We start from the raw sequence: 15,984 nt of genomic DNA, 5'->3' as shown, positions 1-15,984 counted from the left end.
GCGAGTGCGTGCCGGCAGAAGTCCCGGAGTGTGAGCCTTGGCTGCCGACCTTCCCGACGAACACGACGCACCCGCCGAACACGCTGACGAGCTCCCGGCGATCGCCATCACCGGTATGGCCTGCCGCTTCCCCGGGGCGGATTCCACCGAGGCGTTCTGGGAGCTGCTGCGCGACGGCATGGAGCCCCGGGAGACCGTTCCCGACGAGGAGTTGAGGCGCGCGGGACTGCTGGACCGGGTGCGCGACGACCCGTCGTACGTCGCCACCCGTATGCGGTTCACGGACCCCTCGCTCTTCGACGCGGGCTACTTCGGCATGACTCCGGCCGAGGCTGCGGCGACCGACCCGCAGCAGCGCCTTCTGCTGGAGACCACGGTCCACGCCCTGCGGGACGCCGCTCTCGAACCGGGGACGTTCGACGGCAGCGTCGGCGTGTACCTGGGCATGAACCTCTCGGACTATCTGCTGCGCCATGTGATGAGCCACCCCGAGGTGGTCGAGGCGCTGGGCTGGCACCGCGTCCTCATGGGCAACGACCGGGGTTTCACCGCGACCGGTGTGTCCTACCGGCTGGGCCTGACGGGCCCGAGTGCGGCGGTCGACTGCGCCTGCTCCTCCAGCCTCGCGGCGGTGCACCATGCCTGCCGCGCGCTGCTGGACTACGAGGCGGACGCCGCCGTGGCCGGTGGCGCCGGCATCAAACCGACCGACCTCGGCTACTCCTATGTGGAGGGCGGCATCGGTTCCCCCGACGGCCGCTGCCGGCCCTTCTCCGCGGACGCCCGGGGCACGGTGTTCTCCAGCGGTGTCGGGGTCGTGGTGCTGCGACGGCTGGAGGACGCGCTCGCCGACGGCGACCGGGTACTCGCGGTGATCCGAGCCGGTGGTGTCAACAACGACGGGGCGCGGAAGAGCGGTTACACCGCGCCCAGCGCCCGGGGACAGGCCGAGCTGATCGCCTCGGTGCTCGAGCTGGCGGGCGTCGACGCCGATCAGGTCTCCTACGTGGAGGCCCACGGCACGGGCACCGCCCTCGGCGACCCCATCGAGGTGAGCGCCCTCACCGAGGCCTTCCGCATGACGAGCCGTACGAGCGGTACGAGCCGTGCGAGCGGTGCGATCGGCTTCTGCGGGATCGGGTCCGTGAAGTCCAACATCGGTCATCTGGACTCGGCCTCGGGGATCGCCGGTCTGATCAAGGTGGTCCTCGCGCTGCGCCACCGCACCCTGCCCCCGACTCTGTGGTGCGAGGAGACCAGTCCGCACATCGACTTCGACACCTCGCCGTTCCGGGTCACCGGAAAGCTGCAGCCATGGGACGGCCCGCGGCCGCTGCTCGCCGGGGTGAGCTCGTTCGGCGTGGGCGGCACGAATGTGCACCTGCTGGTGGAAGAGGCACCGGAGGTGCCGGCGGGGCCGGAGGCGGCCGCCGACAGTGCGCCCCGCAACGTACGGCTGCTGCCCTTCTCCGCCGCGTCGCGTACGGCCCTGGACGCATGGGAGTCCGGCCTGCGGGAGCGGCTTTCGGCGCAGACTCCCGAGGGCGTGCGCGACATGGCGTACACCCTTGTCCGCGGACATGCCGTACTGCCCTTCCGGCGCGCACTGCTCTGGGCCGACGGACGGGAACCCATCACCCTCGACGAGGACGGCGCGGACACGCGGCGCGGAGGGTTCGCCTTCGTGCTGCGGCATACCGAGCCCGACCAGAAGTCGGTCCAGGAACTTCTCGGCCGCCATACGGTGTTCCGGAAAACCGCCGAACGGCTCGTCGGGCCGTGGGCCGCGGCGCACGGCATAACGGTCCAGCAGGCGTTGCGCACCCTGGCGGCCCGGGCCCCGGCGCTGCTGACGTCCACCGTCGTATCACTGGGCGAGGCCGCCGTATGGGCGGAGCGCCGGGGATCCGCCCCGCGGGCCGTCGTCGCCGACCGGGCGTCCCGCCCCGCCGCGGCCGTGCTGGCCGGCGCGCTGACGGAGGACGAACTCGCCGCCGCCATGGCGGACTTCTCAATCGACAGCGCCCCTGTGGCCGACGGCATGGGATCCGACGAACACGTCCTGCGCCGGGTGTCGCTCCGTCCGCCGACCATCCCCTGGTACGACGAGGACGGAGCCGAGCTGTGCCCGGCGGGCCGCCGACCGGACCCGGCCCTGGCCTTCGGCGACGCCGCGGCCGCACCGGGCCGGCGCACCCTGCCGCCCCGGATCTCGGCGCTCGTGCACCTCGGCGCGGCCGCGGCGCTCCCTGCCGCCACGGTCCCGGGCGTGTTCGCGGGAGCGGTCCACGTGGTCGGTCCGTCCGGCACGCGAGGCGGCGACGCCTCGCTGCTCGGGCGCCTCGGCCGCGCCTGGGCGCTGGGACTCCTGGAGGACCGCTCGGGACTCGTCGATGCCGCCGGCGGCCGCGTCGTGGACCTCCCCGCGTACCCCTTCGACCGGCAGCGGCACTGGCTGGATCCACGGCCGCCGCAGGGCGCCGTCGAGCGGTCCGTACGCTCCGGTGGCCCAGAACCGGCGGCGGTGGAGGCGGGCGGTGCGGAAACCGCCGCCCAGTCGGCTCGGCACATCTTCGCGCAGTGTCTGGGGGTCGACGACGTCGCGGAGGACGACGACCTGTTCACGCTCGGCGGTGACTCCCTGCTCGCCACCCGGGTCGTGGCCATGGCCCGTGCGCGGCTCCGGGTGAACGTACCGTTCGGCACGTTCCTGCGGGAGCCGACGCCGGCCCACCTGGCCCGGCTGGCACACAGAGAGCAGGACGAGGCGGAGGGTGAGGAGGCGGCGGGCACCGGAGCAGGCGGTCCGATCCCGCTGACTCCGCTTCAGGAAAGGTTCCTGTTCCTCAGCGAGATCGACGGCGCGGCCGAGGCGTACAACGTGCCGGTGCTCGCCGACCTGCGCGGCCCGGTGGACATCGAGGCGCTGCGTGCCGCGCTCGCCGACGTCGTCGCCCGGCACGAGAGCCTGCGCGCGGTGTTCCGCACGACCGCGGACGGCACGACGCAGGAGATCCTGCCCGAGGTGCCCGTCGAGCTCCCCGTCCTCGCCGTCGACGGCGAGGAGTCCCTACGGTCCGCGATCGCCGGGCTGCTGGACCGCGGGCTCCCGCTGGACCGGGCCCCCGCCTTCGCCGCGCGCGTCTTCACCACCGGGCCCGGCCGGCACGTCCTCGCCCTCTCGGTGCATCACATCTGCGCGGACGCCCACTCCACCGGCATCCTGCTGCGTGACCTCTACGCCTGCTACGCGGAGCGAACCGGTGGCGACAAGGCCGCCCTGCCCGCCGTCGAAGGTCTGCCGGCCGCCCATATGCGTGCCGTCGCCGCATGGCTGACCTCCACGGACGCCGACCGGCAGCTGCGCTTCTGGCTGGACGAGCTGGCGGAGCTGCCCGAGCCGCTTCAGCTGCCGGGTGACCGGCCGCCCGGTGCGGTCCACGGCTACCGGGGCGGCACCGTCGACTTCGCCCTTCCGGCGGAACTCTCCGGCCGGGTCCGCGCACTGGCCGAGCAGCACGGTGTGACGCCCTTCGTCGTCGTACTCGCCGTCTTCTTCCTGCTGCTCGGCAGGGTCACCGGGCGGACGGATCTCGTCGTCGGGACACCGGTCTCCGGACGGCACCGGCCCGAGACCCGCGACCTCATCGGGAACTTCGTGAACACCCTCCCGCTCCGGGTGCGGACCGAGGAAGCCCTGGACTTCCACGCGTTGCTGGGGCAGGTCGCCAAGCGGGTGACCAGGGCCCTGGACCACCAGGATCTGCCCGTCGAGGTGGTCACCCGCCGGCTGGGAGGCGGCGGCCAGGACCTGAACGCCACCCCGATATTCCAGGTGCTGTTCAACATGCTCAACCTCGACGCGGGCAGTGCCGCGCCGCCGGCCGGGCTCGAGCGCCGCCCCCTGCCGTTCGAGCGGCACACCAGCCCGTACGAGCTCTCCCTCGACTGGTGGTTCGGCCGGGACGGGAGCATTACCGGACGCTTCCTCTACAACACCGAGCGCTTCGAGCGGGAGACCGTCGCGGGGTGGCAGGACACCTTCGCCTTTCTCCTGGCCACCGTCGTGGACGCGGCGGACCGGCCGCTGAGGGACGTCCCCTCCGAGTCGCCCGCCACCGCCGCCCGGACCTCCGCGGCCCTGGCCGGCCCGCGGGTCCCCGTCCCGCCGCGCCCGGTCCACGCGGTCTTCGCCGACTGGGCGGCCAGGGAGCCCGGCCGCCTCGCGGTCACCGACGGCCGGACCTCCCTGACGTACGGCGAACTGGCCCGTGTCTCGGCGGGGGTGGCCGGCCTGCTCGCCGGGCTCGGCGTACGTCCCGGCCACAACGTGGGCATCGCCATGGAACGGGGAGTGCCCCTGGTCGGCGCTCTCGTGGGCGTGATGCGCGCGGGAGCCACGCCGGTGCCCTTCGACCTGACTCACCCGCGGCGGAGACTCGCGGCCATGGCCGAGGACTGCGGCGCCGCCGTCGTCATCTCCGAGCGCAAAGAGGACGCCGACTTCGCCGTCGGCGCGACGGCTCTGGAGCTGACGGACATCACGGCGGTGCGAGGCGGCGCGGACAGCGTCCCGGGCGACGCGGTGGATCTGTCGGTGGGTGCCTATCTGACCTACACGAGCGGCACCACGGGCCGGCCGAAGGGCATCCACTTCCCCCACCGCGCGCTGGCGAACCTCATCCACTGGGAGACCGCCGGCCACACCGCGGGGCTGCGCCGGCTACAGCTCGCGTCCTTCGGTTTCGACGCCTCCTTCCACGAGGCGTTCGCCGCCCTGTGCTCGGGCGGCTCCCTCCACATCGCCGACGAAGAGACCAAACACGACCACGACATGCTGGCCGGCTTCATCCGGGACCACCGGGTGGAGAAGGCCATCCTGCCGGTGTCCCTCCTGCACGCGCTCGCCGCACGCTTCGAGCACGACACCGCCGCCTTCTCCTCGCTCAAGGAGATCGCCTCCACCGGCGAACAGCTGCGCCTGAGCGCGTCGGTGATCTCCTTCTTCGAGTCCCTGAAGGAATGCCGGCTGATCAACAACTACGGGCCGGCCGAGACACACGTCGTGACCTCGTACCGGTTCAGCGGACCGCCGCGTACCTGGCCACGGCACGCACCGATCGGCCGCCCGATCCAGAACGTCACGCTGTCCGTGCTGGACGGGCAGGGCCGCGACGCTCCCCGCGGCTCGGTCGGCGAACTGGTCATCCACGGCGACTGCGTGGCCACCGGCTACCTGGGACAGCCGCGGCTGACCGCGGAACGCTTCCCGCCTCCGGGCCCGGACGGCGGCACGGCGCACGGCGCCCGCGCGTACCGGAGCGGAGACAGAGCCCGACTGCTGCGCTCGGGCGACATCGAGTTCCTGGGCCGTGGCGACAACCAGGTCAAGATCCGCGGCTTCCGGGTGGAGCTGGGCGAGGTCGAGACGGTGATCCGCCAGGACCCGGCGATCCGCGACGTGGCCCTGGTCATCGGCGGTACGGAGGGCGACCGGCGCATCGACGCCTATGTGGTGGCCGCTTCCGGGGCCGGGGTGGCCGAGCGGACCCGGGATCGGCTCAGGGATGAGCTGCCGGCGGCGATGGTGCCGTCGTCCTTCACCGTCCTCGACAGCCTCCCGGTCAATGTCAACGGGAAGGTCGAGGTGTCCCGGCTGCCCCGGCCGGGCAGCCCGGGACCGCGGAGTGCGGGCGCGGGCTCAGGCGCGGGCGCGGACGCGGACTCAGCCGAGGCGGACGGTGCCCTGCACGGTGTCCTGACCGTCTTCCGCCGCGTACTGGACAACCCGCTACTCGGCCCGGACGAGGACTTCTTCGACGCCGGCGGCCACTCCCTGCTCGCCACCCGCGTCATCCACGGCGTACGGGAGGAATGCGGCATCCGGCTGTCGGTGCGGGAACTCTACCGGCGTGGCACGGCCGCTGAGGTCGCCGCCCTGGTGGCCGGCCACCGCCCCGCGACGGACGCCGAGGAAGAGCTGCCCGCCGTCGCTGCCCCGCTCGTCGTTCCCGCGGGGCACCGCGCGCTCCTCGACGGTTCCCCGTCCTCCGACCGGCAGAAGACCTTCGTGTTCGACACCGGGCAACGGCTGGACCCGGCACGGCTGAGTACGGCGGTGGATGCCGTCCTCGACCGGCACGCGGCCCTCCGCGTGCCGTATGCGGCGGATGCGGCGGCCGCTACGGACGGGGAGTCGCGGGCCCGGACGCAGGGCTTCGCCGTGGTCGATCCGCCCGGGACACCGGCGGGCATGACGCCGCACGGGGCCGCGGCATGGCTGTACGACCAAGGTCAGCGCAGGCCCATCGATCCCGCCGGGGAACCCCTGTTCCGGGTCGCGGCGGCGCAGCTGCCCGAAGGCCCCACCCTGCTGGCGCTGACCGTCCATCTGGCCGCCCTGGACGGGCGGAGCCTGAACACCCTGTGCCACTCCCTCGCCGAGGCCTACGCCACGCCCACGGCCCCCCGCGAAACGGACGACGGATTCCTGCGCCACCTCACCTGGCGGCAGTCGCTGGCCGGCAGCGAGCGCGCAGAGGAGACCGTGCGCCGGTGGCGCCGGCTTCTGCCCGGGGCCCCGCGGGAAGCCGACACCCTCGGTCCCGCGGCCGACGGGGAGATCGCCGGGCAGCGGTCCTGGGCCCCCGGGCAGCGGCTGCAGCAGATGCTGCGCCAAAGGTGTGCGGAGCACCGCGTCACCCCCTTCCTGTTGCACCTCACCGCCTTCGCCACCGCCCTGGCCTGGTCGCGGGACGAGGACGAGGTCTGCCTGGCGCTGGCGCTCGACGGCAGGATCCACCCCTCCCTCGACGCGACGGTCGGCAGCTTCGCCAACGTCGTCCCCTTTCCGTTCCGGCTGCGCGCCGCGGAGCCGCTGTGCCACGCCCTGGAGGCCGTACGCGAGGTCTTCGACGACGTGGACGGCGTACGCACCGTGAACTACGCCGACCTCGCGGCCGCCGACGAGGGGCTAGGGGCGTTCCGGAGCCTTCCGGTCGTCTTCACCTATGCGCGCGACGAGGGCGAGCCGCTGCGGCTCGGCACGCGGGAACTACGTGCCGTCGGGGCCGACGTACTGGCTGCCGGGCAGCGGCTGCAGCTGACCGTCGCCGACAGCCCGCGCGCCTTCCGCGCACAGCTCGCCTACGCCCGCAGCCCTGCCGAACGGCGGGACGCACGGGTGATGGCGCTGTATCGCACCGTGCTGTACGCCCTCGTGTTCGAGGCCGACACCACCGCCGCGGACCTTGCCGCATCCATCGATCCCGGGGAGGGCGCGTGAAGTTCAGCCTTTTCTTCTTCGCCAACGGGCAGGACACCACCGAGCAGTACCGTCTCCTCCTCGAGGCGGCGCGGTTCGCGGACACGGAGGGCTTCTCGGCCGTCTGGACGCCGGAGCGGCACTTCCACGACTTCGGCGCGCCGTTCCCCAACCCCTCCGTCACCTCGGCGGCCGTGGCCGCCATCACCTCCCGCGTCGACGTACGCGCCGGAAGCGTCGTGCTTCCGCTGCACGATCGCCTGCGCGTGGCCGAGGAGTGGGCCGTCGTCGACCAGCTCTCGGGCGGCCGGGCGGGCCTCGCCATCGCCTCCGGCTGGAACCCGCAGGACTTCGTCCTGGCACCCGGCAACTTCGAGCGGAACAAAAGCCTGGTCCGTGACGGCATCCAGGAGCTGCGCGCGCTGTGGTCCGGTGCGGCCGTGCGCCGTCCGGGGCCGGGCGGGGAGGAGCGGCTGATCCACACCTACCCGCGCCCCCGGCAGGACGAGGTGCCCCTCTGGGTCACCGCGGCGGGCTCCGCCGGGACGTTCTCCCTCGCGGGAGAGCTGGGGTGCGGCATTCTGACCCACCTTCTCGGGCAGTCCTGGGACCGGCTGGAGGACAATCTGGCCGACTACAGCGAGGCGCTCGAAGCCGCGGGACACGGCATCGAAAGCGACCGGGTGACGGTCATGCTGCACACGTTCGTCGCCGAGGACAGCCGTACGGCGATGGAGACGGCCCGTACCCCCATGACCGCGTACATGCGCTCGTCCATGAGCCTCTTCGGCCTCAAGTCGCCGCAGAGCCAGGGCGTGGGACCGGCATCGGACGCCGCGATGCGCGAGTTGCTGGACCACGCCTACGAGGAACACGCGCGGACCCGGTGCCTCATCGGCTCAGTCGACAGCTGTCTGCCCATCGTCGAACGCCTCGCCGACCTGGGTGTGGACGAACTCGCCTGTCTGATCGACTTCGGCGTCGCGGCGGACGAGGCGCTCGGCGCGCTGCGGAACCTGGCGGTGCTGCGGGAGAGGTGCGAACAGCTGTGATCTCCCGGACCGGAGGACGGCGGGCGGCCGTCTGCCGCCCGCCCGCCCCCAGCGCGCTACGCCCGCACCGCGGTGAGCCGGGCGAGGGCCTGACGCAACTGCTTGACGGTGCCCACGGCCATGGCCGGCACCTGCGAGGCCGAACCGCGGCTGATGTTCGTCAGCACCCTGCCGGGGCCGACCTCGACCAGCGCGTCGACGTCCTCCTTCACCAGCAGTTCCAGCGTCTGGCTCCAGTACACCGGCGAGGAGAGCTGGCGCCTCAGCGACTGACGTGCCTCCTCGCCCGTGTGCACATACGTGGCGGTCGCATTGGCGATCACCGGGATGACCGGAGTGGAGAACGGGACGGCCTCCAGATGGGCGGCGAACTCCGCCTCGATGTCCTTCATCAGGAGCGAGTGGAAGGGCGCGCCCACCTTCAGCTGTGCGACGTGTGTCGCACCGGCCGCCCGCGCGGCGACGGTGGCGGCCTCCACCCCGGCCACCGTTCCGGACACCACCGTCTGCGTCGGCGCGTTGTAGTTGGCCACGGCCACGCTCTCACCGGTGCGGCGCGACGACTCCTCGCACAGGTCACGGACCCGCTCGGCGGGCAGCCCCAGGACCGCCGCCATCCGTCCCGGTGTGCGCCGGTTGACCCCAGCCATCAACTCGCCGCGACGCCGCACCAGACGCAGCGCGTCCTCCCAGGCGAGCACCCCCGCGTGCACCAGGGCCGGGTACTCACCGAGGCTGTGGCCGGCCACCACGCCCGGCCGGATGCCGTGTTCCCGGAGCACCGCGGAGACGGCGAGGCTGGTGAGGAACACACCGGGCTGGGTCACGGCGGTGTCCCCCAGCGCCTCCTCGCTGCCCTCGAAGCACAGCCGGCTCAGCGGAAGTCCCAGAATCTCGTCGGCCGATGCGTAGTAGGCCCGTACGCTTTCCGCGTATTCCCGGGCGAAATCCTTTCCCATTCCGGGCACCTGCGAGCCCTGCCCGGGGAAGAGAAACGCAATCCTGTCCACGGCCACCCCGTTCGCGTCGTGACAACAAAACTTGACGCGGCCTCGACCGCGATCGCTCACCCTATCGATCAGGCGGGACGGAGACAATGCCAAGTCAAGTAATCATCAGAGATCTCGGATCCCGGTCCAGGCGATACGGGAACAAAGAGCACGGGTACGAAGAACCGGAAACAGAGCTGACCTGCTTTCTGATTCACCATTCCGGAGGCTCGGCCGCCGGCTACGCGCCACTGGCCGAGCACCTTCCCCCCACCTGGCGGGTGCTGGCCGTCGAACTGCCCGGACGGGGCGCCTCCGTCAACGAGTCGGCCTGCGTCGACATGGCCGAACTGATGGCGCGTGTCGCGCCCGCGGTTCTCGCCAACGCCGGCGACCGCTATGCCGTCTTCGGCCACAGCCTGGGGGCGTTGGTCGCGTATGAGCTGGTCAGAGAGGCCGAACGGCGGGGCACCCCACCGGTTTGGCTGGGTGTCTCCGGAAGCCCCGCCCCGCACCGCATCCGGGACCGGCTGCCGGAACGGCGTGACCTGTGGCCACGCGAGCGGCTCGTGGCGTTCCTGCGGGAGCTGGGGGGAACACCGGAGGAAATGCTGGAGATCCCGGACGTGGTCGACTACATGGTGACCGTTCTGTGCGCCGATCTGCGCATCGTGGACACCTACGAACACATCGAAGGACCGCCCCTCTCCACACCCGTCTCCGTCTTTTCCGGGGATGCCGATCCGCTCGCCGAGCATGAATTTCTGAAGGGTTGGCGAGAGAGAACCCTGGCACCCGTCAGTTTTCACACCTGGCCCGGTGGCCACTTTTATCTGTTCGATCATCCGGAAAGCTTCTGCAAGAGTCTCGTGGCGGACGTCAGTTCCGCTCTTTCCGGTACACCAGCAGCGGCGCGAGAAGAAATGGAAGACGCTGAGAGCCATGGCTGAGAACAAGCCCTCCGGTCCGGAGGGAGAGAAGAAGACGCGGCAGATCGCCGGTGCCGCGCTCCCCCTCTATCTGACGATGATCGCCTCGTCGGCGGCGTCCCTGGTGGACACGGCCGTCCTGGGGCGGCATGGCACGGCCTCGCTCGCGGCCTTCGCCGTCACGCTGGCCGTGTTCAGCCCGGCCACCGCCGCGGTGTCCGGAGCCATGCGCGGAGTCATGCCGTTCGTGGCGGCGTACAAGGACGACACCGCCGGCGACGCCGACGGCCTGCTGCCCGTGCTGCGCAACGGCATGTGGCTCGGGATCTGCATCGGACTGCTCGGCGCCGCGGCGGTCGCCTCCGTGCCGCTGATCGGCAAGGCCGGTGGAGTGCCGCAGACCACCCTCGACGAGTTGGGTGTCTTCCCGTACATCCTCGCCTGCAGCGTGCTCGTGATGTCGATCGCCGCCACCGCGACGTCCGCTCTCGTCGGGCTCGGCAAGGGCAAGGCGGTGATGCGTTCCGGGATGGCCGGCACCGCCGCCGCCGTCGTACTCTCGCTGGTCCTGGTCGGCGGCGTCGGCTCGTTCGACGGCCTCGGCCTGCCCGGCGCCGGCATCGCCATGCTCACCTCCAGCCTGATCAACGCCTCCCTGGCACACATCCAGTTGCGCCGGAACACGGTGTTGGCCGGAAGGCCGCTGCGGCTGGGGCGTCCGCATCCGCGTGAGGTGCTCAAGCTGGCCGCGGTCGGCATCCCGCTCGCGGCCACGGTGCTCATCAAGTTCGCCGTCCTGGGCGTCCTCGCCTTCTCCGCGGCCCGGGTGAACACCGACAGCGCGGCCGTGCACAGCATCTCCCTGTCCCTGGTGAACCTCATGTTCACCGCGGCGGTGGCGGTGGGCCAGGCGACCGTGCCGCTCATGGCCGCCCATGTGAAGACCGGCGACGTACAGGAGGTCAGGCGCAGCGCTCACGCGGGTGTTCTGGTGGCCCTGGGCACCGTCTGCGCTCTCGCGCTCCTCCTGGTGGTGGCACGCACCCCGGTGATCTCGCTGTTCACCAAGGACACCGGCCTTCACGACAAGGTGCTCGACCTGCTGCCCGTCGTCCTCCTCGCGGTGCTGGCGGACGCCGCCCAGGCGGTGTTCGGCTTCGGACTGATCGGCATCAAGCGCACCGTCCCCAGCCTGGTCGTCTTCGCGATCTGCTACGGGCTGCTGGCCCTGGTGGCCGTGCCCATAGGCGCCGCGGGCGGCCTGAAGGCGCTGTGGCTCTCCCTGGCCGGCGCCAACCTTCTGCTGGTGGCCGGGCAGGCCTTCTTCTTCCAGCGCCGCAGTGGCTCACTGACCAGGCCGGAACCGGCCCCCGCGAGCGCGTGACCCACCTTTCCGCGACCTCTCCCCACCCGACGTGTGCACCGTCATATCCGCGAAGTCAGGAGTACCTCCATGGGCATGTCCGACGATCGTGAGCGACCCAGCACTCTCGTTGAACTCTTCGAGACGACAGCGGCGCGTCACCCGGGCCACAACGCTGTGAGCGACGCCGAACAGACCCTGAGCTACCGGGAGTTGAGCGCACGCTCCGACGTGCTCGCCGCGCACCTGGTCACGCGAGGGGTCGGCCGGGAGGACCGCGTGGTGGTGCACCGCCCCCGCTCCAGCGAGGTGTTCGTCGCCCTGCTCGGCGTTCTCAAGGCGGGCGCGACCTACGTCGCGGTGGATGTCCGGTATCCCGACAAGCGCCGGGACCTGATGATCCGGCGCAGCGAAGCCAAGGCCATCGTGACCGAACCAGGCTGGGGTGCGCGGCTCTCGCACCTCGGGCCCGACGTGATCGAATGGCACAGCGCGGCCGACTCCCCCGCCCTGGGCGACCTGCCGCTTCCCGCGGCGGAGAACGGGGCCTGCGTGCTGTTCACCTCGGGCTCGACCGGGGTCCCGAAGGCCTTCGTGCTGGAGCACCGCAACCTGCTCGCCTTCGCCCGCAACCGCGTCATGCCTCAGCTGCTGCCCACTGATCGCACCAGTCAGATCGCCAGCGTCTCCTTCGACGCCTTCCACTTCGAGACCTGGTGCAGCTTCGCGTACGGTGCGGAGATCGTCGTCATGCCCGCCATGGCGGAACTCCTGGCCTCCGATGTGAAGCGGGAGCTGGAGGACCGCCGCATCAGCGTCATGATCGCTCCCACCATGGCGTTCAACCACCTGGCCCGCGAGAGCCCGGAGACGTTCGCCGGCCTGCGGGTCCTCCAGGTCGGCGGTGGCACCATGCTGGCCTCCGCCTGCCGGGACGTCCTGGCGAGCGGCTTCCGGGGGTCACTGTGGAACCTCTACGGCCCGTCGGAGACCACGACGGGCTGCTCGGTGGCCCACATCGAGTCGGTGGGACCCGAGGACACCTCGGTGCCCATCGGCCCCGTCCTGGACGGCTTCTCCATGTATGTGCTGGACGCCGACCGGAAGCCCGTGCCCGTCGGCGAGGTGGGCGAGCTGTACGTGGGCGGAGTGGGCGTCTGCCGCGGCTACATCGGTCAACCGGAGCTGACCGAGCAGCGCTTCGTCCCCGATCCGTTCGCCGAGGACGGCAGCCGCATGTACGCGACCGGCGACCTCGGCCGACAGCGGCCCGACGGGGTCTTCGAGTACGTCGGGCGTGCCGACGACCAGGTGAAGATCCGCGGCTACCGGGTGGAGCCGGGCGAGGTGGAGCGCGCGCTCGCCCAGCACCCGCTGGCCCGGGAGGCGATCGTGCTGGCCACCGGCGAAGAACTGGACCTGCGCCTGGTGGCATTCGTGGCGGCGGACAGCGCACTGACCGACGAGGAGCTTCTGGCGTACGCCGAGCGGGAACTGCCCGAGTACATGGTGCCCAGCCGCGTCCTGCTCCTGCCCCGGATCCCCGACAACGAGAACGGCAAGCGGGACGTGGCGGCGCTCAGGGCCCTGCTGGCCGAGGACTCCCGGCAGCTCTCGCCGTCCGACCTGCCGTCGGGGGAGACGGAGACGTACCTCGCCCGGTTGTGGCAGGAGTTCCTGGGCGACGAACCGGTCGGCGCCACACACGACTTCTATGCCGCCGGCGGCAACTCGCTCCTCGCCTTCCGCATCCGGCAGCGGGTGGCCAAGGAACTGGGCGTGTCCATTCCCTTCAACGCGATCCTCAACCACCCGGTGCTCCGGGATCTGGCGGCGCTCATCGACGCCCGACGCGACACCTCGGACCGGCAGGTGTCGTGATGCGGCGGATCGCAGTCGTCTACGACATGGGCGCCGCGGACGTGGTGGAGATCGCGGCCGCACTCGAAGGGCTGGCCGAACCGATCTTCGTCTGCCCGGACTCCGAGTTCGGTGAGCAGCCCACGGAGGTCATGGCCGAGCTGGGCCGGCTGTGCGACATCAGTGGGCTGGACCTCGGCCGCGCCGCCGCGAGGGTGCGCGCGGAACGGCCGGACGGAATCGTCACCTTCACCGACTATCAGTTGGAAACAACCGGGGCACTCGCGGCAGAACTTGATCTTCCGTTTCACTCGCCCGAGCTGGTGCGCAGGCTCACCCACAAGCATCTGCAGCGTGAGGTGCTCAACGGCTGCGGTGCGTCCGCGGTGCCGGCGCGGCTGGTCACCGGGGAGGATTCCGCCCGGCTCGCCGTGGCGGAGGTGGGCCTGCCGGCTGTGTTCAAACCCGACGTGGGAACTGGCAGCCGAAGTACCTACCGCATCTCCTCATACGACGACCTTGTCGCCGCCTGCCGTTCGGAATTCCCGGGGCCGGCGGAGTCCGCCGCTACAGAAGCCTTCGTCTTCGAGAGGGAACTGCGGGGAGTCGTGGACACCGCCCCCTGGGGCGACTACGTATCCGTGGAGTCGGCCGTCTTCGACGGTGCCATCACCCATCTGACGGTCACCGGAAAATTCCCGCTCGCGCCGCCGTTCCGGGAGGCCGGGTCATTCCTGCCCGCGGCCTTGCGGGAAGATGACGAGAAAACCGTCCTGGACGTGGCCACACGCGCCCTGACCGCCCTGGGCGTGCGCACCGGAGTGTGTCACACCGAGGTGAAGCTCACCCCGTCGGGACCGCAGGTCATCGAAGTGAACGGGCGCCTCGGGGGCCTCGTCAACGCTCTTCTCGCCCGCGCGACGGGAGTGGACGTCATCCGGCTGGCGGCCGGTATCGCCCTTGGGGACGTGGAAGCCACGAAAGCGGTGGACAACATCGCCTACGAGCGGATCGCGTTCATCTACGCTCGCGTGCCTCCCTTGGAGGCGCGGCGTGTCGCCGAGGTGTCGGGACTCGAGCAGTTGCGGCGTCTGCCCGGCATTTCCCGTGTCGTCCTGAGGCACGGAGCGGGGCACTCCATCGACTGGCGTACGGGGAGGCTGGGCCAGGTCTACGTCTGCTTCGGAGCCACGGAGACCCATGAAGCGCTGGCCTCGCTGCTCGATGAAATGACCGATGTGGTCAAGGTCCGCTATGAACCGCGATATCCGCCACCGATCAACTGATTCCGCATCCACACACCGCACCCTGGAAGAAGTTCCTTGAAAAAACCTCGAGTCGTACGCTCCTTCAGCGACCTCGCCACAGGGGTCCTCGACCAGAACCTGCCCGTGGTCACGCTGTTCAGCGGAGGGCTGGACAGTACGTATCTGCTGTACCGGCTGCGCCGGTCCGGGCACCGTGACATCCATGCGATCAGCGTGGACGTAGGAGGTGACGAAACCCTCGAAGAGAAACAGCGCATAGCCGACCGACTCGGCGTTGGATTGCACATCGTTGACGCACGGGAAACCTTCGCGCATGAGTTTGTTCTCCCAGCCATATCCGCACAGGCCGTCTATCTGAACACGCATCCGATCAGTTCCTCGCTGAGCCGTCCCCTTATGGCACGCATAGCGGTCGAGATGGCCCAGAACATGGGGGCATCGGCAGTACTGCACACCGCCAATCAGTCCCAGAACACGCTGCGACGGCTGAACGGGGCAATCAGCCTGCTCGGCTTCCCAGGCCGGTACGGAAGCCCCTACGAACTCGATCCGGTCGATCGCGCCCAGAAGATCGAGGAACTCAAGGATGCCGGCCTGGACGAGATGGCGGATCGCATCGTCAGCGGCGACTCGAATCTATGGTGCCGCGAATTCGAATCGGGAATCCTGGAAGATCCGGAGGACCATGCCACTCCCGAGCATCTGTATCGATGGTCCATCGCCGAGAATCCCGCACCCGAGGGCCTCATGGACATCAGGTTCCGCGCGGGAGTTCCCATCGCGGTCAATGGAACCCAGCTTCCGCTGACGGCGCTGATCCGCGAAATGAACCTGCGCGTGGGCGCCTTCGGTATCGGCCGTTACAGTGGCCTCGAGCATTTGCCCGACGGAGAAAAGGTGCTGGAGATCCGGGAGATGCCGGCGGCCTGCCTGCTCTTGCGCACATACCGGCATCTGGAAACAGCCACCCTGGATGCCGAGACCATCCGGGAAAAGATGCATATGGAGCAGCTCTGGGTGCGCGAGGCCGTCGAGGGTCGGTGGTTCGGCCCCCTTCGAGCCGCCTGCCAGTCATTCATTGACGACTGCTCGGCCCGTATCACCGGATCCGTGCAGTGGAGACTGACTCCCGGCTCGGCACAGACGACGGCGATCCTCGCGGAGCACCCCCTCTACCTGCGCGACCGGGAATCCTGGGAAAAGGAAAAAGTCACCGACGCCTCCTGTTCTTGGTGAACCGATGCGAGTTCTTCGTGAAC

The 15,984-nt window shown here is 70.5% G+C and carries 8 protein-coding genes; 7 read left to right on the top strand and 1 reads right to left on the bottom strand.

From position 1 onward, the window contains the following. Positions 1-37: 37 nt before the first annotated feature. Both ACWDSL_RS02010 and ACWDSL_RS02005 read left to right on the top strand, forming a co-directional pair. Positions 38-7,285: an amino acid adenylation domain-containing protein gene (locus ACWDSL_RS02010; RefSeq protein ID WP_450480729.1), complete on the top strand. Its 7,248-nt coding sequence runs from the start codon at positions 38-40 to the stop codon at positions 7,283-7,285. Continuing rightward, positions 7,282-8,316, top strand: a complete 1,035-nt coding sequence (locus tag ACWDSL_RS02005; RefSeq protein WP_450480727.1) for a MupA/Atu3671 family FMN-dependent luciferase-like monooxygenase — start codon at positions 7,282-7,284, stop codon at positions 8,314-8,316. Before ACWDSL_RS02010 ends, ACWDSL_RS02005 begins: the two co-directional genes overlap by 4 nt. Positions 8,317-8,372: 56 nt before the next feature. Here the strand turns inward: ACWDSL_RS02005 and fabD are convergent, their stop codons facing one another. Beyond that, positions 8,373-9,326 carry an ACP S-malonyltransferase gene (fabD, locus tag ACWDSL_RS02000; RefSeq protein WP_450480725.1) on the bottom strand — a complete coding sequence of 318 codons (954 nt, stop codon included), beginning with the start codon at positions 9,324-9,326 and terminating at the stop codon, positions 8,373-8,375. 86 nt (positions 9,327-9,412) lie between these two features. On the opposite strand from fabD, the gene ACWDSL_RS01995 reads away from it, so the two are divergent. The 5 genes from ACWDSL_RS01995 (at position 9,413) to ACWDSL_RS01975 (ending at position 15,961) form a co-directional block, all read left to right on the top strand. Next, positions 9,413-10,255 (top strand): thioesterase II family protein, encoded by an 843-nt coding sequence (locus ACWDSL_RS01995; RefSeq protein WP_450480723.1) that lies wholly within the window; start codon positions 9,413-9,415, stop codon positions 10,253-10,255. Continuing rightward, positions 10,248-11,618: an MATE family efflux transporter gene (locus ACWDSL_RS01990; RefSeq protein ID WP_450480722.1), complete on the top strand. Its 1,371-nt coding sequence runs from the start codon at positions 10,248-10,250 to the stop codon at positions 11,616-11,618. Before ACWDSL_RS01995 ends, ACWDSL_RS01990 begins: the two co-directional genes overlap by 8 nt. Positions 11,619-11,693: 75 nt before the next feature. After that, complete coding sequence (locus ACWDSL_RS01985) at positions 11,694-13,478, top strand: non-ribosomal peptide synthetase (protein ID WP_450480721.1); 1,785 nt, start codon at positions 11,694-11,696, stop codon at positions 13,476-13,478. Continuing rightward, positions 13,478-14,743 carry an ATP-grasp domain-containing protein gene (locus tag ACWDSL_RS01980; RefSeq protein WP_450480719.1) on the top strand — a complete coding sequence of 422 codons (1,266 nt, stop codon included), beginning with the start codon at positions 13,478-13,480 and terminating at the stop codon, positions 14,741-14,743. Before ACWDSL_RS01985 ends, ACWDSL_RS01980 begins: the two co-directional genes overlap by 1 nt. 36 nt (positions 14,744-14,779) lie before the next feature. Then, the gene (locus tag ACWDSL_RS01975; protein WP_450480717.1) at positions 14,780-15,961 is read left to right on the top strand and encodes an argininosuccinate synthase-related protein; all 1,182 of its coding nucleotides are present in this window, start codon (positions 14,780-14,782) and stop codon (positions 15,959-15,961) included. The last annotated feature ends 23 nt before the right edge of the window (positions 15,962-15,984 follow it).

The sequence above is a fragment of the Streptomyces sp. NPDC000941 genome (genome assembly GCF_053599555.1).
This window is presented reverse-complemented; position numbering and strand designations above follow the sequence as displayed.